The sequence below is a fragment of the Ralstonia sp. 25mfcol4.1 genome (genome assembly GCF_900104095.1).
Lineage (GTDB): Bacteria > Pseudomonadota > Gammaproteobacteria > Burkholderiales > Burkholderiaceae > Cupriavidus.
Genome location: NZ_FNJO01000001.1, coordinates 465,238 through 488,238, shown reverse-complemented (window position 1 = coordinate 488,238; position 23,001 = coordinate 465,238). Strand labels below are relative to the sequence as shown.

23 protein-coding genes are annotated in these 23,001 nt (G+C 64.5%); 11 read left to right on the top strand and 12 right to left on the bottom strand.

All coding sequences use genetic code 11. The annotated features are described in order from the left end of the window. The first annotated feature begins 43 nt into the window (after window positions 1-43). Together BLQ58_RS02195 and BLQ58_RS02190 are read left to right on the top strand one after the other, a co-directional pair. A complete protein-coding gene (locus BLQ58_RS02195) occupies window positions 44-1,195 on the top strand; it encodes a tyrosine-type recombinase/integrase (RefSeq protein ID WP_092594341.1) in 1,152 nt (383 codons plus the stop codon). Window positions 1,196-1,271: 76 nt separating this feature from the next. Further along, complete coding sequence (locus tag BLQ58_RS02190) at window positions 1,272-1,835, top strand: hypothetical protein (protein ID WP_092594340.1); 564 nt, start codon at window positions 1,272-1,274, stop codon at window positions 1,833-1,835. 175 nt (window positions 1,836-2,010) lie between these two features. Here BLQ58_RS02190 and BLQ58_RS29720 read toward each other — a convergent pair whose 3' ends face one another. The 4 genes from BLQ58_RS29720 to BLQ58_RS02175 form a co-directional block, all read right to left on the bottom strand. Continuing rightward, window positions 2,011-2,316: a Lar family restriction alleviation protein gene (locus BLQ58_RS29720; protein WP_368086165.1), complete on the bottom strand. Its 306-nt coding sequence runs from the start codon at window positions 2,314-2,316 to the stop codon at window positions 2,011-2,013. Then, on the bottom strand, window positions 2,208-2,513 hold the full coding sequence (locus tag BLQ58_RS29380; protein WP_254775780.1) for a DUF1643 domain-containing protein: 306 nt from the start codon (window positions 2,511-2,513) through the stop codon (window positions 2,208-2,210). Before BLQ58_RS29380 ends, BLQ58_RS29720 begins: the two co-directional genes overlap by 109 nt. Next, window positions 2,443-2,613, bottom strand: coding sequence for a DUF1643 domain-containing protein (locus tag BLQ58_RS29375; RefSeq protein WP_254775794.1), 171 nt, complete (start codon window positions 2,611-2,613; stop codon window positions 2,443-2,445). Before BLQ58_RS29375 ends, BLQ58_RS29380 begins: the two co-directional genes overlap by 71 nt. A 119-nt stretch (window positions 2,614-2,732) precedes the next feature. Then, the gene (locus tag BLQ58_RS02175) at window positions 2,733-3,026 is read right to left on the bottom strand and encodes a hypothetical protein (protein WP_217635953.1); all 294 of its coding nucleotides are present in this window, start codon (window positions 3,024-3,026) and stop codon (window positions 2,733-2,735) included. Between the two features lie 189 nt (window positions 3,027-3,215). Between BLQ58_RS02175 and BLQ58_RS02170 the strand changes: the two genes are divergently transcribed. Next, the gene (locus tag BLQ58_RS02170; RefSeq protein WP_092594338.1) at window positions 3,216-3,509 is read left to right on the top strand and encodes a hypothetical protein; all 294 of its coding nucleotides are present in this window, start codon (window positions 3,216-3,218) and stop codon (window positions 3,507-3,509) included. Window positions 3,510-3,658: 149 nt separating this feature from the next. Here BLQ58_RS02170 and BLQ58_RS02165 read toward each other — a convergent pair whose 3' ends face one another. Next, complete coding sequence (locus BLQ58_RS02165; RefSeq protein WP_217635951.1) at window positions 3,659-4,015, bottom strand: hypothetical protein; 357 nt, start codon at window positions 4,013-4,015, stop codon at window positions 3,659-3,661. A 117-nt stretch (window positions 4,016-4,132) separates the two neighbouring features. Then, complete coding sequence (locus BLQ58_RS02160; protein WP_175459818.1) at window positions 4,133-6,160, bottom strand: acyltransferase family protein; 2,028 nt, start codon at window positions 6,158-6,160, stop codon at window positions 4,133-4,135. Window positions 6,161-7,368: 1,208 nt separating this feature from the next. Here BLQ58_RS02160 and BLQ58_RS02155 point away from each other — a divergent pair. Beyond that, entirely contained in the window at window positions 7,369-7,695 is a 327-nt protein-coding gene (locus tag BLQ58_RS02155) for a hypothetical protein (protein WP_092594336.1), read from the top strand. A gap of 26 nt (window positions 7,696-7,721) precedes the next feature. Here the strand turns inward: BLQ58_RS02155 and BLQ58_RS02150 are convergent, their stop codons facing one another. Then, entirely contained in the window at window positions 7,722-8,066 is a 345-nt protein-coding gene (locus tag BLQ58_RS02150) for a DMT family transporter (protein WP_343655402.1), read from the bottom strand. 347 nt (window positions 8,067-8,413) lie between these two features. On the opposite strand from BLQ58_RS02150, the gene BLQ58_RS02145 reads away from it, so the two are divergent. Further along, window positions 8,414-8,941 carry a hypothetical protein gene (locus BLQ58_RS02145; RefSeq protein ID WP_092594334.1) on the top strand — a complete coding sequence of 176 codons (528 nt, stop codon included), beginning with the start codon at window positions 8,414-8,416 and terminating at the stop codon, window positions 8,939-8,941. 47 nt (window positions 8,942-8,988) lie between these two features. Here BLQ58_RS02145 and BLQ58_RS02140 read toward each other — a convergent pair whose 3' ends face one another. Both BLQ58_RS02140 and BLQ58_RS02135 read right to left on the bottom strand, forming a co-directional pair. Beyond that, window positions 8,989-10,179, bottom strand: coding sequence for a benzoate/H(+) symporter BenE family transporter (locus BLQ58_RS02140; protein WP_092594333.1), 1,191 nt, complete (start codon window positions 10,177-10,179; stop codon window positions 8,989-8,991). Window positions 10,180-10,415: 236 nt separating this feature from the next. Then, window positions 10,416-11,351 carry an amino acid ABC transporter substrate-binding protein gene (locus BLQ58_RS02135; protein ID WP_092594332.1) on the bottom strand — a complete coding sequence of 312 codons (936 nt, stop codon included), beginning with the start codon at window positions 11,349-11,351 and terminating at the stop codon, window positions 10,416-10,418. Window positions 11,352-11,865: 514 nt separating this feature from the next. On the opposite strand from BLQ58_RS02135, the gene BLQ58_RS02130 reads away from it, so the two are divergent. Beyond that, entirely contained in the window at window positions 11,866-13,788 is a 1,923-nt protein-coding gene (locus BLQ58_RS02130) for an ATP-binding cassette domain-containing protein (RefSeq protein WP_092594331.1), read from the top strand. 69 nt (window positions 13,789-13,857) lie between these two features. Here BLQ58_RS02130 and BLQ58_RS29645 read toward each other — a convergent pair whose 3' ends face one another. After that, window positions 13,858-13,983, bottom strand: coding sequence for a hypothetical protein (locus BLQ58_RS29645; RefSeq protein ID WP_302847620.1), 126 nt, complete (start codon window positions 13,981-13,983; stop codon window positions 13,858-13,860). A gap of 1 nt (window position 13,984) precedes the next feature. Then, a complete protein-coding gene (locus BLQ58_RS02125; protein WP_092594330.1) occupies window positions 13,985-15,196 on the bottom strand; it encodes an MFS transporter in 1,212 nt (403 codons plus the stop codon). Window positions 15,197-15,445: 249 nt separating this feature from the next. Between BLQ58_RS02125 and BLQ58_RS02120 the strand changes: the two genes are divergently transcribed. The 5 genes from BLQ58_RS02120 (at window position 15,446) to BLQ58_RS02100 (ending at window position 22,177) form a co-directional block, all read left to right on the top strand. Beyond that, window positions 15,446-17,440, top strand: coding sequence for a DNA topoisomerase IV subunit B (locus tag BLQ58_RS02120; protein ID WP_092594581.1), 1,995 nt, complete (start codon window positions 15,446-15,448; stop codon window positions 17,438-17,440). A gap of 26 nt (window positions 17,441-17,466) precedes the next feature. Next, a complete protein-coding gene (locus BLQ58_RS02115) occupies window positions 17,467-18,276 on the top strand; it encodes a lytic transglycosylase domain-containing protein (RefSeq protein WP_092594329.1) in 810 nt (269 codons plus the stop codon). Between the two features lie 129 nt (window positions 18,277-18,405). Next, window positions 18,406-20,736, top strand: a complete 2,331-nt coding sequence (gene parC, locus BLQ58_RS02110) for a DNA topoisomerase IV subunit A (RefSeq protein WP_092594579.1) — start codon at window positions 18,406-18,408, stop codon at window positions 20,734-20,736. A gap of 332 nt (window positions 20,737-21,068) precedes the next feature. Further along, a complete protein-coding gene (locus BLQ58_RS02105; RefSeq protein WP_092594328.1) occupies window positions 21,069-21,647 on the top strand; it encodes a chromate transporter in 579 nt (192 codons plus the stop codon). Next, on the top strand, window positions 21,647-22,177 hold the full coding sequence (locus tag BLQ58_RS02100) for a chromate transporter (protein WP_092594577.1): 531 nt from the start codon (window positions 21,647-21,649) through the stop codon (window positions 22,175-22,177). The genes BLQ58_RS02105 and BLQ58_RS02100 overlap by 1 nt, the downstream gene beginning before the upstream one ends. Before the next feature lie 158 nt (window positions 22,178-22,335). On the opposite strand, the gene BLQ58_RS02095 is transcribed toward BLQ58_RS02100, so the two are convergent. Continuing rightward, window positions 22,336-22,980, bottom strand: coding sequence for a glutathione S-transferase family protein (locus tag BLQ58_RS02095; RefSeq protein ID WP_092594575.1), 645 nt, complete (start codon window positions 22,978-22,980; stop codon window positions 22,336-22,338). Window positions 22,981-23,001: the final 21 nt, after the last annotated feature.

Below are 23,001 nucleotides of genomic sequence, written 5' to 3'. Positions count from 1 at the left end.
TTGGGGCATTCTCAAATGCCCCGATTATGGGTGCCCCTACGCGATGCCCCGTACGGTCGAACCTCTCACCGACACCAAAATCCGCAACGCCAAGCCGCGCGACCGTGCCTATAAGCTTTTCGACGGTGGTGGCCTCTATTTGGAGGTCATGCCCGATGGGCGAAAGCTCTGGCGCTTCAAATACGTCCGGCCGTCAGGAGCCGAGAATCGACTCGGCTTCGGCACCTACCCCGGCGTGACGCTGGCACAGGCGCGCGCGCAGCGCGAGACGGCCAGGTCGCATGTCGCCGACGGCAAGGATCCGGGCGCGGTCAAACAGGACCAGCGACGCGCGGCAAAGATCGCCGCCGGCAATTCCTTCGAAGCGGTCGCCCGTGACTGGCATGCCACCCAGAAGGAGAGCTGGAACGAGGTGTACGCCGGCAAGGTGCTGGCCTCGCTCGAAAACGACGTCTTCCCCGTGATCGGCAGCACCCCCATTTCTGAGATCCGCGCGCCGGCCATCCTCGATCTGCTGAAGGGGATCGAGGCCCGCGGCGTGCGCGACACCACGAAGCGCATCCTGCAGCGCATGCGCGCGGTGTTCCAATACGGCATCGTCTATGGCCTGTGCGACCGGAACCCGGCCAGCGACATCGACAGCCAGGTCGTACTGAAACAGGCGCCGGTCCAGCACCAGGCACGCGTGCCGCTGTCCGAGCTGCCGAAGCTGCTGCGCGACATCGATGGCTACGAAGGCGACAAGGTGACGCGCCTGGCGCTGCAGCTCATGACGCTGACGTTCGTGCGCACCACGGAAATGATCCAGGCGCAATGGGACGAGATCGACGAAGACAAGACTGAGTGGCTGATTCCGGCTGAGCGCATGAAGATGCGCGACCCCCACGTCGTGCCGCTATCCACGCAGGCGCTGGCCGTGCTGCGGGAGCTGCGCGAGATCACCGGGCACCGCACGTATCTGTTCTATAGCCCACGCGGCAAGACTGGCCACATCAGCAACAACACGATGCTGTATGCGTTGTACCGGCTGGGCTATCACTCGCGGATGACCGGCCACGGGTTCCGTGGCCTGGCGTCAACTGCGCTGAACGAGCTGGGATTTCGGTCCGACGTCATCGAGCGCCAGCTCGCGCACGTCGAGCGCAACAAGGTGCGAGCGGCCTATAACCACGCGCAGTACCTGCCCGAGCGCTGACAGATGATGCAGGCGTGGGCTGATCAATTGGACATTTTAAAGTCAGCCAATGCAGCGGAAAAAATGGAGAAAATCGATGACTAGCGAGGCGCCGGAAATGATTTGGAGTGGCACTTCAGAAGATCAACTGAGCTCTTTCATGGATGCCGCGGCGGAGGGGACCAAGGAAATTCTGAGCGAGCACAAGAAGCTGATTTCGATACTAAATCGGATCGTCAGTGCTTGGGGTTTTCTAGGTCCCGAATTGCGCCATGGGCACTTCATGTCTTACCCGCTTTTCTTCGCTGCTCACTCCACCTATCTTGCTGCGCTACGGACGGCAACTGCGGGGCACGCGGCAGCGGTGTGGCCTTTGGTCCGAGCCGCGCTCGAAGCTGCACTGTATGCAGTGATCGTCTCGGAGGATGACTCGCTTGCACATAAATGGGCGGACCCAGATTTGGATCGTAAGGAGCGCAGTAGATTGTTTACGGCCAAGAAGGGTATCGAAGCCGTTCGCGCGGAAAGCGAGCCCATGGCCTCCTATATCTCACAGGTTTATGAGACGAGCATAGATTTCGGTGCTCACCCGAACCGCCTTGGTGTCGTCTCGCACTTGGAGTATGGCATTCGTCCCATCATCCAGTTACGGAAGGCCTGATCGCATGTGTAGACGGTGGCATAGCAACCTTGCTTGCGCTATGCATAGCCACTCGCAATCGAGACCAAGGCGTTGCAGACAAGGTCTTTGAGATCTGGTATGCATTTCGCGACTTGGCTCACGAAAATGGATGGGTCCAAAAAGAAGTCCCCAAGAAGTAGCCCTCGCGATTTCCTTAGGAACTCCCTACGCGGTGGTTCCAAGCCGCTGCGGACCTTTCCACGCTTTGGTGCGTCAACGCGATCTGGTGGCCACAGCACGCGACATCAGTACAGCTTGCGGCCGACCAGCCCTGCGAGGTCTTCATCTGGCCCGGCAGTCCACAGAACGGGCAGGGCGATAGGGTGATTGGCTTTATTCTGCCTCGCTTGTTCAGGTGGTGAATCGTTGCGGCCTGGTGCTGGCCGCGATGTAAAGGGGGTGCTTGGGGCTGCCGTCCTTGTTCGGGCCCAGGTGGTGCAGCAGACTGCCGCGGCCGCACATTCGGATGATCCTCAGTACTTCAGCGGCTTGGGCCGGTGCCGCCTTGTGTGCGCCCCACGCGCAGATAACCATCGAGCAGCGTTCGATCGCATCCATGATCGCGCCGGTGTTCCGGTCGGCTCGGTCACCCAGCGGTGCCGCGTGTGTGAGCAGCCCGTCCGGGTCCGTCGACCGCAACGGGAACAGGTTGGCCACTTCCAGACCCCCCGAACTTGCCGCCGGCCAGAGCACGCTGCAGGCACCTCGTGATGGTCGGGTCATTCACCCGGTGGTCGGCGGTCGACGGGTTCAACATGATGAAGCCAAGCGATGGCAGGTCACGGTCCCACTGGCGCCAGAGCCTGTACTGGTACTGCTCGCAGTCGGACAGTACGCAGCCCGCTTCGCCGCCGAGGTTGGTCTGGATTAGGTGTTTCATGGAAAATTATTGGTTCCGAATAATGGGGATAAAACGTCGGCGGGCACATCGAATAAGCCCAGGCGGCCGGCCAGCGGCGTAAAAGTCAGGGGCTGAGCGCCACGCAGCGCGACGCCGTGGCAGCCCAGCATGTGCCAGTAGGACGTCCGCCGCTCTGGCGGTACGCAGCCGGCGACCTCGGCCACGTCCACGATGCCGCCGCGCTGCAGTTCCTCCGCGCGCGGGAAGTACTGCCGAATTCCGGCCTGCCGGAAGACCAGTGCCGCCGCGCTGTACTCGAGCCGCGTCATGCCCTTGGCCGCGTGGATCAGCACTGGCCCACGGAACCGTGTGGCCCAAGTCCGTTGTCGATGTCCTTGTGGCCGTTGACGATCAGCCAAGCCCAAGGCTGGCGGATGGATAGGGCCGTGGCCGGAAATTTGCGTATCGCTCTCGTGCTAGGATTCCTGCCCTGAATTGGGGCGAACGGGGAGCGAGCCATGGATCAAACCACCACGACGACAATCCACAGTGAGCATGTCAAGGGCGACAAAATACAGTTCACCGTTACGGTGCATCAAGGGGATAAGACTTGGAACTATGCAGGCATTGCAAGTGCGTCCGCTCTGACGATGCTGGGGCCAGACACCGACATACAAATGGCCTTTGATGCTCATCGCGCGAAGTTTGCAGAAAAGGCTCGCCAAGACTGGCGGCAACAGGCTTTCACGTACATGTTCTCTATCAACTCGACGAACGTGTTGGACGGTGGGGGCTTTGTGAACAACGGTTAGGGTGAAGCTACCTCCTATTGCTGTGCTACAGTCAACGCGATGGCCACCGGCCGCGCCCACACTGGCGTCGAGCGCATGTGGTGTTACCGTGCATCTCCGAACAGCAATGGCTGAACAGCTCCGTTCTGGTAGACAGTTCCATAACGGTGTCACCGGGTCGGCTCATTTCCGTCCCCTCCGTGCGGCCAAGTTTCCAATGCGATCAGCTCGCGTATGCGCGTTTCTTCCCAGGCGTCGATCAGGCTGATCTCTGGCCGGCCCTGCGCGCGGGCCGCAGCATTGCACTCGTTCTGGATGGCAAGAATGCGATCCAGGGCCATTAGGCGCCCCTCGAATGTCAGCGGCCCCAAGTGTTGGGGGTTTTTGGCAATCGATCCATCCTTCAAGCGCTCGGCGCCGGCCTTCTTCAGTCGGTACTGAGGCTCGCGCAGCTCGCGCCACAGCGGTTTGATGCCGCGTAGGGGAGCCAGGTAGGACCACTGGCTATTCCGCAGTACGGTCTCCAATGCCTTTTCCTCCCGGGCGAGCGGACAGCTGACGCCGCCCACATCGCTGGACAGCCTGCGGGCGAAGTCACTCTGCACTGATCGAGGATCGGTTAGCAATTCAGGTATGCCTAGCCGTTACTGCGTCGACGCTGAAGACGTGGGTGAACCGGTGAGTCGTTGGAAAGAAGTGGCAATCAATGGAACCAGCGCCCGTGCGGCATCTGGTGCAAGGTGATTTCGATCCTTGTACAGACTGATGCCACCCTTCTCGTACTGGCACATTGTGTTCGGGCAGAGAGTTGCGGAGGGGTCGAGAAGCTGTGCGCCTGTGTCGCGCGCTACTATCTGCAGCATCTCTCGAACATCCGCCGTATATGCCTTGTGTTGATCCAGTGTCTGGTGAAGATCAACCGCGTGGTTCGTCCATTGTGCCTTGGCCAAAGTATCAGCAACGGCTGCCGGATACACAGGTACCGGCAGCATAATTGTGACTTGCTTTCCTGCACGGACCAACGAGCCCACATCGCTTGTCAAATGGTGTCGAACAAAATCATATGAGGCTGCCAGCGTGGGGAAGCGGTCACACTTCCCGGCAGTGCATATCGGCGGCAGCGCATTGTCTCGGCCGTCGTAGACGGTGGGCGGAAAGAATGCTGTCCAAACGCTGCTGATCACCACAGCATCTATATCGAGTCGGCTTGCGTACTCAAAGACCTGTTCGTTGAAGTTGGCGCACTGCAGGCCGCCTTGAGATTTCGGCCTATCCAATCCGCGCACCGGCATGCACCCGCCGTAGGTTCCGAATACTATTTGGCGTCCTGCATTATTCCCTTGTGCAACAATGTCCTCGAATGTTGGGTAAAGGTGTTCGGCGTGGGAGTCTCCCCATACCAGCACTTTGTTAGCGCCGACGGGGCCGAGTGAGCAGTATTTCACCGTTGCTGTGCCGGTGACGGTAGCGACAGAGCCGCACCCTTTGGGGTATTTCCATTCCTGACTCAGCGCTTCATTGCGCACGACCATTGCACCATTGCCGTTCGAGGCTCGCATCGGCATACCTTGTGTCAAATAGACGGCGGTCACTCCGATGGTGACGAGCAGATAGGCGGGCAAAGCCAAAGGATGCCGGACCGCAGTGCGGTCTGCAGATACCTTTCTCTGAAATCGTGATTCGATGAATCGGTAGGACAGCCATGCCGCTATGAAGCTTCCAGCGAGACCTATATATCGGTAGCCGGTTGATGCGGAAAAATAGGCGAGTGCCACGACCACTGGCCAATGCCATAGGTAGAGCGAGTAGGAGATTGATCCAATCACCTGCGCGGGCCAATTGCGCAGCATGCCGGAAACACGAGCGTCTGCAATGATCAGCGTGGAGGCTGCCACCGGCAGAATGGCCCAGTACCCTGGAAAAGCAAGGTTGTGATCGAAACCGACCACGCATCCGATGATCAACAGAATCCCGATTTCCGTCTTAAGCGGAATGCCGCGTAACTTGGTGGCGTGAAAATAGACCATGGCACCTGCCAGGAACTCCCAGCAACGGGTGTACGGTAGGTAGAAGGCGTTGGATGGCGTGGTTCGGGTCATCCAAATGCACAGCGCTATAGAAGCGAGAGCGGCCGCTGCAAGTATTTTGGATGCGTGTTGTCGCCACGGAGATCGATACAGGGCAAACAGGGCGACGGGATACAGGATGTAGAACTGCCATTCCACAGACAGCGACCACGTGTGAAGCATCCACTTGGTGCTGGCCCCGGAATCGAAATACCCAGCTTCTGATGCAAAGAGCAGGTTCGAGACGAAGGACAGGGAACTCAGGACTTGAGCAGACAGTTTCTTGAATTCCCCGGGCATCAGGAACGCGCCGCAGAAGAGCATCGTTGCAAGCGCGACAGTGACCAGAGGGGGCACGATCCGTCGCGCGCGTGATGCGTAGAACGCACGGAAGCGGAACGTGTCTGACCACAGTCCTTTCCAGATAATCTGCGTCATCAGAAATCCGGAAATGACGAAGAAGATATCTACGCCCACGAACCCACCTCGGAAGCCTTGAATCTGAAAGTGATACAGGACTACCGCCAACACGGCGACAGCTCGTAAGCCATTAATATCAGACCGGAAGCCAGTGGAATGTGCGGGTCTGGTCGAACTATTCAGCATGGGACATGCGGGATGGGGCAAAACCCGCGATTCTACGCCAGCCCAAGGCTGGAGCATTTCTCGTGGCGTGCTACGATCCATGCCAAATCACTGGACGAGCACATGGCATCATTTTCCGTACTTTTGTCTATTATCAAGAACGGCAACGACCTGCGGCTGACCCGGGCCGCTGCCGGCGCCTCTGGTTCTGGAGCTGGCCGCCGAGGCGATAAAGTCCGGCGCCAGGCTGACCGTTACGACGCAACTTCCGGATCGAACCATCCAAGCTTCTGGAACTGGGTACCGCAGTATCGTTCGTTGACGACTTTGATTCGAAAAGCCCGGTGCATATGTAACCGCTAACCTGGAGGGAAGTGCATGCTGGACTTGATCGATCGGATCTCCGCGCGCGCGATCTTTGCAACTGTGGCCGCGGTCGTTCTAGTTGCGTGGGTTGGTCTCTCTGACCGTAACTACCGCTATTGCCTAGGTTGGGCGAAGGTCATGGGCGTCGACGCGGGCACGGAGTGCCAGCGGCCGCTATGGAGGCGGTAAGGCTTGTCTTGAGAGCGAAGCCGGGTCTCAGGTCCCATACGATAGGCTGCACTGGCTAAGCGGAAAGAAGCGAGGCGCGCGCGGGGATGCGGCCTCGCCCGGAAATGCTGTGCCGCCGGACCATCGCCATCGGTTAGCGTCTGACAGACTGTGACGTGCTAGACCTCCTCTATGTTGTAGCTCTTGGCAGGGCTTAGAAGGGCATGCTCGGATTTTTGTGGCACTGTGGAAAATCACAGTCGAAAATCCGCTGATATATAGCGGCAAAACGCCGTTTTTATGATTCCTGTCGACGGGACCACCCACCTTGCAGTCGCCCGGCGACATCATCCCGCGACGCCGGCGCGCGGTGCGCCAGTTCCCAGTTCCCGATTCCCTGTATGAGCGTCCCCCACCGCGGGTCGGACTAGCGGCCGACATTCGCCTTTCCCGCCAGGACATATGCTGGAAATGACCGGAGGACGAATGAGTAGAGCTGCGCGCGCTGGCACCCGCAACGGCGCACGTTGCGCCGTCCGGGCCGTCCGACCACAGGCCACGGCGTGGCCTGTTTCATTTGCGCGCGACCATGTGCGCGAAGCTGCCGATTTCTTCAGGCCGATTTCAACAAACGGCTATCATGTAGCCCGCACGCCGCAACCGCGGTGGCGCTGTCTGCCCAAATCTGCCCATCCATGCCTCTTTTCCGGACGTCTCTGCGCTGGTTTTTCGCGCTGGCCGTGACGGCCGCCGCCCCTGCGGTGGCGGTGCAGCCTGCGTCCGATCCGGCATTGAACGACACGTCCGGCTGCACGGCGCTGGTCGATATCGTCCAGGAAAGCCTGCGCGGCGAGATCGATGTGGTTTGTCCTAAGGACGGCAAGGACGCCTGCGAGGCCAAGAATGGGCAGATCCGGGCGTTGCTGGACATCGTCGACGAGCGCCGCAAGCGCAAGGCCGACGAGTGCGAGACGCTGGTCCAACTTAACCGCCTGCTGCGCACGCTGCCGCCCAAGACCTGAGCGCCGGCAGGGCTGCGGCGGCTCGCCTAGTGGCTCATCTTCGAGAACAGCTGGATGACCGCCACCCCGGCGATGATCAGCGCGATGCCAACCACGGCGGCCAGATCGGGCACCTGGCGGTACAGCACCACGGCGATCAGCGTCACCAGCACAATGCCCGCGCCCGACCAGATCGCGTAGGCCACTCCGACCGGCACGGTCTTCATCACCTGCATCAGAAGCCAGAACGCGGCCACATAGCCGACGACGACCAGCACGCTGGGCCAGAGGCGCGTGAAATTCTCGGCGGCCTTGAGACTGCTCGTGGCAATCACTTCGGCGACGATGGCGAGAGCAAGTAGCAGATATCCGTTCATGGCAGGGGCGGAAATGCGGGGGAACAGCGTTGGAATACGCGAAAAGCGACCATTAAGGCGCCTGGGCACACCATTATGCAAGATGCACTCAAATGGGGGCTGCAAAACGGTGCCGAAAATGCCCACAATCCAGTCTGCATGCGGGTTTCAGGCGGTTGGATTACCCTCCCTCGCGGTGGTTGTGCCAAAGCCGATACCAGTCTTGAATGCAACGTGTACGCCATAGCTGCCCGGGGAAGAAAACCGAGGCGGCCAACAATAAAAGTCGCGGCGACAAAGAAACCAGTGGCCTGACCATGCCGGCACCCAAAAACGATGCGCCGGTGGCGGGACGCGGTGAGACGGGATTGATGGGGAGCTGTATGAAGACCGATTTGGATGCGGCCACGGTATGGCCTGTCATCACGCGGCTGGCGGACGTCGAGGGAGCGTCCGACCACCGTACCGAACCCGCCGAGGGCGTCTGGCAGAACACGATCGCCGCCGCGGACCAGGCACTGGAGGAAGCGACCCGCATCCAGCGGGGCGTTCAGCACAATCTCAAGGTGCAGCAGGAATTGCGCGCCTTGCGCGAGGAACTGCGCCGCGCGCACGCCGAGATCGACCGCTACCGAGGCATGCACGCGCGCGTGGTGGTCAGCATGCGCCAGCTTGAGGAAGACCACACCACCGAAATGACGCGGCTGCAGGCCGACAACGAGATGCTGCTGGTCCGGCATCGCGTCTACAAGCTGCTGGCCGAGCACTACGGCACGGCTGCGCTGCGCTTCGAGCCGGCCGTGTTTGCCGAGCATCGCGACCGGGTGCTGGAACACGTGCTGTTCCAGCGGCGCAGGGGCGTACCGGTGACCGAGATCAGCTCGGCCGAGGTGGCGTTCCTGCTGCTCTGAGCCGGGGCCGCGGCAGCGGGGGTGGGCAGCGCCGGCACGCCCCCGGATCAGGCCGCCTTCGGCTCGCGCGGCCTGAGCACCAGCAGCGCGAGCATGCCTCCGACCACGCCCCAGAAGGCGGACCCCACGCCCGCCAGCGTCATGCCCGATGCCGTGATCATGAACGTCAGCAGCGCCGACTCGCGCTCTGCCGGCGTCTGCATGGCCACGGTCAGCCCGTTGGCGATCGATCCGAGCAGGGCGAAGGCCGCCACGGCCACCACCAGCGCCTTCGGGAAGGCCGCGAACAGCGCCGCGATGCTGGCCGCCATCACGCCCATCACCAGATAGCCCACGCCGCACACCACGGCCGCCATGTAGCGGCGGCGCGGGTCCGCATCGGCCTGCGGGCCGGTGCAGATGGCGGCGGTGATGGCCGCCAGGTTGATGCCATGGGAGCCGAACGGGGCCAGGATGGCCGAAGCGATGCCGGTCACGGCGATCAGCGGGCTGGCCGGCACGCGGTAGCCATCGGCGCGCAGCACGGCCAGGCCCGGAATGTTCTGCGACGCCAGGGCCACGATGAACAGCGGCACGGCGATGCTGACGAAGGCCCCCGGCGAGAACGCCGGCGTGGTCCACACCGGCAGCGCCACCGCGAAATGCAGCTGCTCGAAGTGCAACTGGCCCATCGCGCCGGCCAGCGCCACGCCCACGGCCAGCACGCCCGGGACCGCATAGCGCGGCCACCAGCGCCGCCCGACCAGGTAGGTGGCAAACATCCCCAGCAACAACACCGTCTGGTACTGGGCCTGCACGAACACATCCACGCTGATGCGGAACAGGATGCCGGCCAGCAGGGCCGACGCGATGCTGGCCGGCAGCGCCTTCATGAGCCTGTCGAACCAGCCGGTCAGGCCGGCCGCCGTCATCAGCAGCGCGGCCATCAGGAAGGCGCCGATCGCTTCGGCATAGGGCACGCCGGGCAGGCTGGCAATCAGCAGCGCCGCGCCGGGTGTGGACCAGGCCACCACGATCGGCACGCGCAGGGCCAGCGACAGCCCCAGCGTGGTCACGCCCATGCCGATCGACAACGCCCAGATCCATGACGAAATCTGCGGTTCGGTCAGGTGCGCCGCCTGTCCGGCCTGGATCATCAGCACCAGCGAACTGGTGTAGCCGGTCAGCAGGGCGATCAGCCCGGCCACCAGCGTGGAAACGGAAAGGTCGGACAGCTTCGGGGCGTGGACGGGGGTCATCGACGGAGCATGCGAAGTACGGAACGGGCCGGTATCTTCGCATGGGAGCGGGGGGAGGGGTGGTTTTGTGCCCTCCCGCGCAGGCCGGTGCGCAGGCCCTGAGAGGGGACGGCCCGACGCGCAGCGAGCCGGTCAGGCGGTCCGGGCGGTCAGGCGGTTGGAGGGGCGGCCGATCCGATGATCGGCCTCAGCGAACCTCAGCGGACCTCAGCGAACCTCAGCGGACCTCAGTGGCCTCAGTCGGCCACCTTGTCGCTGGGGAACTTGAACGAGTCGCGCAGCAGGTAGCTCATCGGGATGTCCAGCGTGATCCCGTTCGGCGGGATCGGCTGCAGGAACCACTTGCGGTACAGCTTCTGGGTTTCCTGGTCGTAGATCGACGCGACCATGGCCTTGTCCACGATCTTCTTGAACTCGGCATCGTGCTTCGACAGCATGACCGCGTACGGTTCGATCGTCAGCAGGTCGCCGGTCACGGCCAGCGATGCGGGGTTCTTCGCGTTGGCGCGCAGGCCGAACAGCAGCACGTCGTCCATCACGAAGGCGTCGGCCTTGCCGGATTCGACCATGGCAAAGGCCTCGGCATGGTCCTTGGCCTCCACCACCTTCCAGCCCATGGCGCCCGCCTCGTCCATCTTGCGGAGCATTTCCAGCGGCGTGGTCTTGGTGGTGGACACCACGGTCTTGCCGCGCAGGTCGCCCCACTTGCGGATGCCCGAGTCCGATTTGACCAGCATGCGGCTGCCGGCGATGTAGTGCGGAATGGTGAACGACACCTGGTCGCGGCGCTCGCGGTTGTTGGTGGTCGATCCACATTCCAGGTCGGCCTTGCCATCGACGATGGCCGGGATGCGCGAGGCCGGCGTCACCGGCACCCATTCCACGCGCAACTGCGGCAGCTTGAGCTGTGTGCGCACGGCGTCGGCCACCTTCAGGCAAAGGTCCACGGCGTAGCCCATCGGCTTGCCGTCCACGACAAACGAGAACGGCACCGAGCTTTCGCGGTGGGCAATGCGGATGGCCCCGGTCTGCTGGATGCGCAGCACCACTGAGTTGGGCATGGCCGCCTGCGCGGCCGGTGCGGCAGGCAGGCAGAGCAGCGTGGCTAGGGAAAGTACGACAGGCGCCATGCCTCGTAGCGAGGCACGGCGCGGCAGGCCCGAATTGGTCATGAATGACACCCGTCGAAAAATATTTCTAGGAACAACCCCGGCGGCGCGTTGCGCCGCTGCTGGCCGGATGGGTCCGGCTCTATGACTGCTACTGGGTACCGCTGTCGTTGTGCTTTGCTGCTTGTCGAGAATTTCGGAGAATTCCGATGCTCCGGATTGTTCCACGGGCGCCCATCTCGGCACAACAGCCGCCGTTAGTGCGCGGGCTCAACGTTCCCGGCACGCAACGCTTCGGGGCTGGGCAGGTTGACGAGGATTTTCCCTTACGGATTTGTCCGACTTCTGGTGTTTCGCGCCGCTGGCTATGCTTCAGACGTGCCTTGCGAGCAGGGCACCGAGGAGAGACTCTTGGGGCCCGTTCAGGCGAACGGGCCTTTTCTTTTTGTCCGTCCGCTTGCGTCCGCCGGCCGGACCCGGCTTGGCTGGCAACGGCGGGGCGCCGGCGTCGTCTACAATTCGGGCCTGCCTTCGCGCCAGACTCCCGGTCGGGCGCCGCTTATCCTTCCTCGCAACCATGGCCCTGTTTTCCATTACCGATGCCCAGTTGGCCTTTGGCCACGTGGCGCTGCTCGACCATACCGATTTCTCGCTCGAAGCCGGCGAACGCGTAGGCCTGATCGGCCGCAATGGCACGGGCAAGTCTTCGCTGCTGCGGATTGTGTCGGGCGCGTCCGCACCCGACGACGGCCTGATTGCACGCCAGAGCGGCGTGACATCGGCTTATGTTGCGCAAGAGCCACAATTCGAGCCCGGCCTGACCGTGTTCGATGCGGTCAGCCAGGGCATGGGCGCCGCCCACGACCTGTTGCTGCGCTACGACGCGGCGCTGGCCAAACTGGAATCCCATCACGACGAGGCCACGCTGGCCGAACTGCACCGCGTGCAGGCCGAACTCGACGCCGCCGATGCCTGGCAACTGCGCACCCGCGTGGAAACCACGCTGGCCCGCCTGGGCCTGGACCCGCACGTGCGGGTGGACGCGCTGTCCGGCGGCCTGCAGAAGCGCGTGGCGCTGGCGCAGGGCCTGGTGGCCGAGCCCGATATCCTGCTGCTCGACGAACCGACCAACCACCTCGACGTCGAAGCCATCCGCTGGCTCGAAGACCTGCTGCTGGGCTTCCGCGGCAGCGTGCTGCTGATTACCCATGACCGCGCGTTCCTGGACCGCGTGGCCACCCGCATCGTCGAACTCGACCGGGGCAAGCTGCTGTCGTTCCCCGGCAACTTTGCCGCCTACCAGACCCGCAAGGCCGAACTGCTGGCCAACGAGGCCGTGGAGCAGGCCAAGTTCGACAAGCTGCTGGCGCAGGAAGAAGTGTGGATCCGCAAGGGCGTGGAAGCACGCCGCACGCGCAGCGTGGCGCGGGTGCAGCGGCTGCACGCCATGCGCGACGAACGCGCCCAGCGGCGCGAGGTGCAGGGCAACGTCAGGCTGGAAGTGTCGCAGGGCGACCGCTCGGGCAAGATCGTCGCCGAACTGGTCGATGTGTCGAAGTCGTACGGCAGCAAGACGGTGGTGCGCGATTTCTCGGCCACCATCATGCGCGGCGACAAGGTCGGCCTGATCGGCCCGAATGGCGCCGGCAAGACCACGCTGCTGCGGCTGATCCTGGGCGACCTGGCACCCGATGCCGGCACGGTGCGCAACGGCAGCAACCTGCAAGTGGCGTACTTCGACCAGATGCGTTCGGCGCTGGACCTCGAAAAGTCGCTGGCCGACACCATCAGCCCGGGCAGCGACTGGGTGGAAGTCAACGGCCAGCGCAAGCACGTGATGAGTTATCTGGGCGACTTCCTGTTCGCGCCTGAGCGCGCACGGTCGCCGGTCAAGTCGCTGTCCGGCGGCGAGCGCAACCGCCTGCTGCTGGCACGCCTGTTCGCCCGGCCGGCCAACGTGCTGGTGCTGGACGAACCGACCAACGACCTCGACATCGACACGCTGGAGCTGCTGGAAGAACTGCTGCAGGACTACAGCGGCACGGTGTTCCTGGTATCGCACGACCGCGCGTTCCTGGACAACGTGGTTACGTCGACGATCGCCGCCGAAGGCGATGGACTGTGGCGCGAATCGGTGGGCGGTTATTCCGACTGGGAACAGCAGTCGGCACGCGCCCAGGCGCTGCAGTCCGCCAGGGCCGAGCCCAAGGCGGGCGAGGCCCCCAAGGCCAGCACGCGCGAGGCACGCGGCGCCAACCGCACGGTCAAGCTGTCGTACAAGGAACAGCGCGAGCTGGATGGATTGCCGGAGCGGATGTCGAGCCTGGAGGCCGAGCAGAAGACCATTGGCGCCCAGCTGGCGGACGGTTCGCTGTACGCCACCGACCCGGCGCGCGCCGCCGAACTGGCCTCGCGCCACGACGAGATCGAGATGGAATTGCTGGAGGCGCTGGAACGCTGGGAAGTGCTGGAAAAGAAGACCAAAGGCGAGGGCGCCTGAAGCCTGCGCCACGGTTTGCCCCCTCTCGCGCATGGCGCGAGCGGGGAACAGGTCAGCACCAGGCCGGCCTCACCCGCACCACGCCAGCACCATGTTGGTCAGGTCGACCATGAACGCCGGGCGCAGGTAGGCCAGGAACCCCAGCGTCAGCACCGCTGCCAGGGCCAGGTAGCCGGCACCGCGCGCCCAGCTCATCTCAGGCTCCCACCGGCTGCGGGCGCACCAGCGCCTGCTCCCGGATCGGCAGGTTGACCAGCGCGGCCAGCACGCCCAGCCCTATCGCCAGCAGCCACACCATGTTGTAGCTGCCGGTGCGGTCGAACAGGTAGCCGCCCAGCCAGGCGCCCAGGAAGCTGCCGATCTGGTGCGAGAAGAACACCACGCCCGACAGCATCGACAGGTACTTCACGCCGAACACCTGCGCGATGATGCCGTTGGTCAGCGGCACGGTGGACAGCCACAGGAACCCCATCAGCGCGGCAAAGACCCAGGTGCTCCATGCCGTCAGCGGCAGCATCAGGTAGCCGGCGATCACAACCGATCGGGCGATATAGATCGACGACAGCAGGTAGCGCTTGGGCATGCGCTGCCCCATGGCGCCGGCCGTGTAGGTGCCGAATACGTTGAACAGGCCGATCAGCGCCAGCGCCACCGTGGCAATCTTCACGTCGACCAGGCCCCGGTCCTTCAGATAGGGCGCCAGGTGCACGCCAATGAACACCACCTGGAACCCGCACACGAAATAACCAAGAGTCAGCAACTGGAAGTTGCGGTTGCCGAACGCCTCGCGCGTGGCTTCGCCAATGGTCTGCTGGTGGCCGGCGGTGCTGGCGGCCATGTTCGGCTCGCGCAGCGTCAGGGCCAGCGGCAGCATGAAGCACGCCAGGAAGGCCAGGATGAACAGCGCGTTCTGCCAGCCCGTGGTCGAAATCAGCGTCTGCTCCACCGGAATCATCAGGAACTGGCCGAAGGACCCGGCCGCGGCGGCAATGCCCATGGCCCAGACGCGTTTTTCGGCGCTGGCCACGCGGCCGATCACGCCGTAGACCACGCTGTAGGTGGTGCCGGACTGCGCAATGCCGATCAGCACGCCGGCGCCGGTGGCAAACGCCGTGCCGCTGGTAGCCAGCGCCATCACGACCAGGCCGGCCACGTACAGCGCCACGCCGGCGATCATGATGCGCACCGCGCCAAACTTGTCGGCCAGCGCGCCCGTGATCGGCTGGCTGGCGCCCCACATCAGGTTCTGCAGCGCCAGCGCAAAGGCGAAGGTCTCGCGGTTCCAGCCGTGCGTCTGCGTGATCGGCATGTTGAACAGGCCAAAGCCATGCCGGATGCCCATGGAAAGCGTGACGAGCAGGCCGCCGCACACGAGCACGGTGGTCAGGGATAGTTTGCGATCGGTCATGTCGGGCTCGGTATTGTCTGTATTGTTTTGTCTTGTTTTCTTGTGAATTGCCGCCGGCGTGCCGCCGGTGATCGGGTGACGCCGGGGGGCGCCGTGGGGGTCGGCGCCTAGTGTAAGCCGGGCACCGGAATTGTGCCGGACTACGAATTTCCGGGGCTTTTCAAAAAGGATGGCTGCCGCGGCCATCCATTACAATGCAGCGCATCCCGGCCGCCGACGGCCGGCAAGACCAATATCCGTATCGACTCCATGGCGAGCAAAACCAGTCAGTACAGCGAATCTTCCATCCGGGTCCTGAAGGGCCTGGAGCCGGTCAAGCAACGCCCCGGCATGTACACCCGTACCGACAACCCCCTGCATATCGTGCAGGAGGTGATCGACAACGCGTCAGACGAGGCGCTGGGCGGCCACGGCACAGAGATCCTGGTCACGCTCCACAAGGACGGCAGCATCAGCGTGGAGGACGATGGCCGCGGCATTCCGGTGGGGATTCACCCGGAAGAAGGCGTGCCCGTGGTGGAGATCGTCTTCACGCGCCTGCACGCGGGTGGCAAGTTCGACAAGGGCAAGGGCGGCGCCTACGCGTTCTCGGGCGGCCTGCACGGCGTGGGCGTGTCTGTCACCAACGCGCTGGCTACCCGGCTGGACGTCACCGTCTGGCGCGACGGCTCGCAGTCGACGCTGACCTTCGAGCACGGCGGCGAAGTCACCAGGCCACTGGCATCGCGCAAGATCGAGCGCGGCGAAAAGAAGAACGGCACGCGCGTCCAGGTGTGGCCGGACGCGAAGTATTTCGATTCGGCCGCCATTCCGATGGCCGAACTCCAGCGGCTGCTGCGTTCCAAGGCCGTGCTGCTGCCCGGCGTGAAAGTCACGCTGGTGCTGGAAAAGACCGGCGAGCAGACCGTCTGGCAATACGAGCAGGGCCTGAAGGGCTATCTGGTGGAAGCCCTGGCCCAGGGCAGCGGCGCCGAGCTGGTGATCCCGATGTTCGAGGGCGAGCACTTTGCCGACCCGGACAAGAACGCCGGCGAAGAAGGGTTTGCCGAAGGCGAGGGCGCCTCGTGGGTGGTCGCCTGGACCGAGGAAGGGGCGCCGGTGCGCGAGTCGTACGTGAACCTGATTCCCACGCCGGCCGGCGGCACGCACGAGTCCGGCCTGCGCGAAGGCCTGTTCCTGGCCGTGAAGAGCTTCATCGAGATGCACTCGCTGCAGCCCAAGGGCGTCAAGCTGATGAGCGAGGACGTGTTCGCACGCGCATCGTTCGTGCTGTCGGCCAAGGTGCTGGACCCGCAGTTCCAGGGCCAGATCAAGGAGCGCCTGAACAGCCGCGACGCCGTGCGCCTGGTGTCCACGTTCAGCCGTCCGGCGCTGGAACTCTGGCTGAATCACCATGTCGACTTCGGCAAGAAGCTGGCCGAGCTGGTGATCCGCCAGGCCCAGGCCCGCACCCGGGCCGCGCAGAAGGTGGAAAAGAAGAAGGGCTCCGGCGTGGCCGTGCTGCCCGGCAAGCTGACCGACTGCGAATCGACCGACGTCACCCGCAACGAAATCTTCCTGGTGGAGGGCGATTCGGCTGGCGGTTCGGCCAAGATGGGCCGCGACAAGGAATTCCAGGCCATCCTGCCGCTCCGCGGCAAGGTGCTGAACACCTGGGAAACCGAGCGCGACCGCCTGTTCGCCAACAACGAGGTGCATGACATCGCCGTGGCCATCGGCGTGGACCCGCACGGGGTGGACGACGAACCCGACCTGTCGAACCTGCGCTACGGCAAGATCTGCATCCTGTCCGACGCGGACGTGGACGGCGCGCACATCCAGGTGCTGCTGCTGACGCTGTTCTTCCGCCACTTCCCGAAGCTGATCGACCTGGGCCATGTCTGCGTGGCGCGTCCGCCGCTGTTCCGCGTCGATGCGCCGGCACGCGGCAAGAAGCCCGCGCAGAAACTCTACGCGCTGGACGAGGGCGAACTGGAGGCCATCCAGGACAAGCTGCTCAAGGACGGCGTCAAGGACGGCGCGTGGCAGATTTCGCGCTTCAAGGGCCTGGGCGAGATGAGCGCCGAGCAGCTCTGGGAAACGACCATGAACCCGGACACCCGCCGGCTGCTGCCGGTGGCGCTGGGCGAATTCGATCTGCCGCAGACCGTCACCATGATGAACATGCTGATGGGCAAGGGCGAGGCGTCGCAGCGCCGAACCTGGCTCGAAGAGAAGGGTAACGAGGTGGTGGCCGACATCTGACGGCGCCAGATCTGGAGGAACGTGCGATGCAGGAACGAGCAGGGCAACAGCGGATCAGGCGGATCCGGGCACAGGCGAAGCGCCTGGCCTGCACGCTGGCCGTGCTCGGCGCGTTCGGCATCGCCGCGCCGGCCCACGCGGCGCTGTGGGGCTATATCGACGGCGAGGGCGTGGCCCATTTCGCCGATACGAAGCTCGACGACCGCTACAAGCTGTTCATGAAGGACGGCGGCCAGTTCGATTCGGGCAACCTTGGCCACCGCGGCGTGATCACGCTGCCGGAGAAGACCAGCCCGTCGCGCGACAAGCTGTTCCAGTACCTGCTCAACCACCCGAACCTGCGCACGGTCGATCCGATCATCGCGAAGGTGGCCGAGGCCCAGAACGTGGACCCCGCGCTGGTCAAGGCGGTGATGGCCGTGGAAAGCGGCTTCAACCCGGCGGCCGTATCGCCCAAGGGCGCCATCGGGCTGATGCAGGTCATTCCGGATACCGGCACGCGCTTCGGCATTGCCGCGGACGGCCGCCGGACGGTGGAGCAGAAGCTGGCCGATCCGAAGCTGAATATCTCGGCCGGCGTGCGCTACCTGCGCTTCCTGATGGAGCTGTTCCCGAACAACCTGGAACTGGTGCTGGCTGCGTACAACGCCGGCGAAGGCGCGGTGCAGCGTTACAACAACCAGATCCCGCCTTACCCCGAGACCCGCCAGTACGTGAGCACCGTGCTGGAGTTCTACCGTCTGTACCAGCCGGCGGCGGGCGGCGTGATCCGTACCGGCGTGGCGGCAGACCGCGTGCGCATGGTGATCGGCGGCGGGCGCCGGCCGATGCCCTGATGCCGTCTGGCCGGTTTTCGGGCGCTATTTCCGGCGGCATCGTCATCCACTTCCTTTAGAATCCCACGCTGACCGCAAACAAGCGGGATGTCCGGCGCCCGCGCCCGGCATGCCGAACCCTTGCCAACCATGGATCAAGCAGATACTACTTTTCGGCCCGAAGAGCCGGCCGATTCGCTGACGCTCGCGCGGTACGCCGAGCGCGCCTACCTGGATTACGCCGTGAGCGTGGTCAAGGGGCGTGCCCTGCCCGAGGTGGCGGACGGCCAGAAGCCCGTGCAGCGCCGCATTCTCTATGCGATGGCGGCGATGGGGCTGCGCGCCGACGCCAAGCCCGTGAAGTCGGCCCGCGTGGTCGGCGAGGTGCTGGGTAAATTCCACCCCCACGGCGACCAGTCGGCCTATGACGCGCTGGTGCGCCTGGCGCAGGACTTCTCGCTGCGCTATCCGCTGATCGACGGCCAGGGCAACTTTGGATCGCGCGACGGCGACGGCGCGGCGGCCATGCGCTACACCGAAGCCCGCCTGACCCCGATCTCGCGCCTGCTGCTCGACGAGATCGACATGGGCACGGTGGACTTCCTGCCCAACTACGACGGTTCGGAAGAAGAGCCCAAGCTGCTGCCGGCGCGCCTGCCGTTCGTGCTGCTGAACGGCGCATCGGGCATCGCCGTGGGCATGGCCACCGAAATCCCGCCGCACAACCTGCGCGAGGTGGCTGGGGCGGCGGTGGCGATGATCCGCAATCCGAACATCTCGCTGGCCGAACTGCTGGCGATCATGCCGGGCCCCGACTATCCGGGCGGCGGCCAGATCATCTCGCCTGCGTCCGAAATCGCCCAGATCTACGAGAACGGCCGCGGCAGCCTGAAGGTGCGCGCGCGCTGGACCATCGAGGAAATGGCGCGCGGCCAGTGGCAGATGGTGGTGACCGAACTGCCGCCGAACACGTCGGCGCAGAAGGTGCTCGAGGAAATCGAGGAAATCACCAACCCGAAGATCCGCACCGGCAAGAAGGCGCTGACGCCCGAGCAGACCCAGCTCAAGACCACGATGCTGGCCGTGCTGGACGCCGTGCGCGACGAATCGGGCAAGGACGCCCCGGTGCGCCTGGTGTTCGAGCCCAAGAGCAAGAACACCGACCAGCAGGAGTTCATCCAGACGCTGCTGGCGCATACCAGCCTGGAATCGGGCGCGCCGATCAACCTGGTGATGATCGGCACCGACGGGCGGCCGCGCCAGAAGGGCCTGCAGGAAATCCTGCGCGAGTGGATCGCGTTCCGCTTCGCCACCGTCACCCGCCGCACGCGCTTCCAGCTGAACAAGGTGGAAGACCGCATCCATATCCTGGAAGGCCGGATGCTGGTGCTGCTGAACATCGACGAGGTCATCCGCATCATCCGGGAAAGCGACGATCCCAAGCCCGCGCTGATCGAGGCGTTCCGCCTGAGCGACCGGCAGGCCGAAGACATCCTGGAAATCCGCCTGCGCCAGCTGGCGCGCCTGGAAGCGATCAAGATCGAACAGGAACTGGCGAAACTGCGAGACGAGCAGGCCGAACTGGACGTGCTGCTGAAGTCCGAGACCATGATGCGTCGCAAGATCATCAAGGAGATCGAGCAGGACGCCAAGCAGTACAGCCCCGAAGACAAGGATCCGCGCCGCACGCTGATCCAGGAAGCCACGCGTGCCGCCGCCGAGGTGAAGGTGATCGACGAACCGGTGACGGTGATCATGTCGGGCAAGGGCTGGGTGCGCACGCGCCAGGGCCACGGCCACGATCCGTCGCAGTTCACCTTCAAGGCCGGCGACAGCCTGTACGCCACGTTCGAGTGCCGCACCGTCGATACCATGCTGGCGTTCGGCAGCAATGGCCGCGTCTACTCGGTGGCCGTGTCCGGCCTGCCGGGCGGGCGGGGCGATGGCGTGCCAGTGACCACGCTGATCGACCTGGCCGCGGGCTCGCAGATCGCCCACACGTTCGCTGGCGGCGCCGAGCAGCGCATGCTGATTGCCACGGCTGGCGGCAATGGCTTTGTCACGAAGGTCGGCGACATGATCAGCCGCCAGAAGGGCGGCAAGGCGTTCATCACGCTCGATGACGGCGACGCCATCCTGCAGCCGGCGCCGGTCGGCGACGAGGCCACGCATGTGGCGTGCTTCTCGGCCAACGGCCGCCTGCTGCTGGTGGGGCTCGACGAGGTCAAGGTGCTGTCGGCCGGCGGCCGCGGCGTGATCCTCATGGAACTGGAGCCGAAGGAGGCACTGGAACAGGCCGTGCCGGTGGGCGCGCCTGGCCTGATGATCTCGGGTACCGGCGTGCGCGGTGGCAAGCTGCCGCCGCAGAAGCTGGCCGGCAAGACGCTGCTGCCTTACGTGGGCAAGCGCGCCCGCAAGGGCAAGGCCATCGAGCCGCGCCTGAAGGATGTGAAACTGGAACCGGTGAAGGCGCCGGAGTAAGCGGACGCGCAAGAACTATCCCAGTCCGACCCCCCAGTCCGAACCCCTGCGGGTTCGCTACCCTCTCCCGCACGCGGGAGAGTGGCCGAGGAGAGTGCAGGCGATTCAACTTGTCACTGGTCGGCAAGCAGAACCTCAACGCCCTCTCCCCCAACCCCTGTCCCATGGATGGGAGAGGGGGACTCCCGGTCACCAGTCATCCGGGCTGCCATCGCCAACCGCGACCCCCTCTTGCCGTTTCGTGATGCCTCGCGCCAGCCCGGCGGCGAGTATCTGCCGTACCATGTCGGCACCCTGCCCATTCCGCACGGCAGGCGATCACCATCACGGTCATGTCCTCCACGCCCCTGCTTGTCGAGCCGGCGCTCGCCCCGCCTCCTACCGCCCGTACCCTGTTTTTCGAGTTTGCCCGCATGGGCCTGTCCGGCTTCGGTGGCGTGCTGCCGTTCGTGCGGCGCTCGGTGGTGGAACGCAATCGCTGGCTCAACGATCGTGATTTCGTCGAAATACTAAGTCTCGGACAGGTGCTGCCGGGGCCGAACGTCATCAATCTGGCGTTGATGCTGGGCCTGCGATTCGCCGGCCTGCGCGGTGCGCTGGCGGCGTTCAGCGGGCTGGTGTTCGTGCCGATGGTGGTGGTGCTGTGCGCGATGGGCCTGTACCTGCGCTACCAGGACGTGCCGCAGGTGCGGCAGATGCTGGCCGGCATGACGGCCGTGGCGGCCGGGCTGGTGTTGTCGACGGGCGTGAAGCTGGCGCAGAGCCAGTCGCGTTCGGTGCGCGCCCTCGTTGTCGGCGTGGCGGCGTTCCTGGCCATCGGCTGGCTGCGCTGGCCGCTGCTGCCGGTCATGGCCGTGCTGGTGCCCGTGGCGCTGGTGCTGGAATACCGCGCCATGCGCAAGGGGGCATGATGGCATCGCCCGACATCCTGCGCGACCTGCTGGGCCACTTCGGCATGCTGTCGTTGCTGGCCGTGGGCGGCGGCGGCACGGTGATTCCCGACATGCACCGGTATCTGGTGGAGGCCAACCACTGGATGACCGACGAGCAGTTCGCCGCGCTCTACGCCATCTCGCAGGCGTCGCCGGGGCCGAACATCCTCTTCGTGGCGCTGTTTGGCTGGCAGGTCGCCGGCGCGGGTGGCGCGTTCGCGTCGATGCTGGGCATCTGCGGCCCTTCCAGCGTGATCGCGCTGGGCTTCGAATACTTCGCCGGACGCGCGCCACACGCGGTCTGGCCGGTGCTGATCAAGCGCGGCCTGTCGGCACTGACCATCGGCCTGCTGATGTCCACGGGATGGGTGCTGGCCACCAGCGTCGACCATACCTGGACGGCCGTGGCGGTGACGCTGCTGACAGTGGGTTTGATGCTGAAGACGAAGATCCACCCGCTGCTGCTGGTGGCCCTCGGTGCGGGGGCGGGGTTGCTGGGGCTGGTGTAGTGGTATTGCTCCCTCCCGCCTGGCGGGAGAGGGGCTGGGGGAGAGGGCACGGCGGTTCTGACAACGGCCGCCGTATCTTGAGAGGCCCGCCCTCTCCCCCAACCCCACGCTGTGGGAGAGGGGAGCGCATAACCACGGCGACAGGCAGGCGCAATGATCTACTTCAGCGGCAGTACCAGGATGCTCAGGGCCGCCGGGCGGGCGCGCATGGCGGCAAGCCAGCGTTCCAGGTTGGGCCGTGGCGCATGCGGGACGGGCGTGCCCATCCAGCGATGCGCGGCGCAGGCCAGCGAGATATCGGCCATCGTAAAGCGGTCGCCGCCGATGAACTCGCGGTCTGCCAGCGCGGCGTCCAGCATCTTGGCCAGCGGCTCGGTGCGCTCGCACGACTTGTCGATCACGGCCTGGTCGCGCTGGTCTTGGGGCATGCGGACCATCTGCAGGAAGGCCTGCACCATGGCCGGGCTGAAGGTGGTGGTCTGCCAGTCCATCCAGCGGTCGGCCGATGCGCGTGCCTTGACGTCCGACGGCCACAGCGTGTCTTCGCCATAGCGCGCGCACAGGTAGCGCACGATCGCATTCGACTCCCACAGCACGAACGGCTCGCCGGCCACGTCGGTGTCGCGGAAATCCTCGATCACCGGGATCAGCCGGTTCGGATTCAGGCGGACGTATGCTTCGGCGTCAAGCTCGCCCTTGTGGTTGCCGATGTCGATGCGTTCGTGGTCCAGGTGCAGCTCGCGCGCGCACCAGACCACCTTCTGCACGTTGATCGACGACAGGCGGCCCCAGATGCGCAGCATGGTTTGCGGCTCTTCCAGATC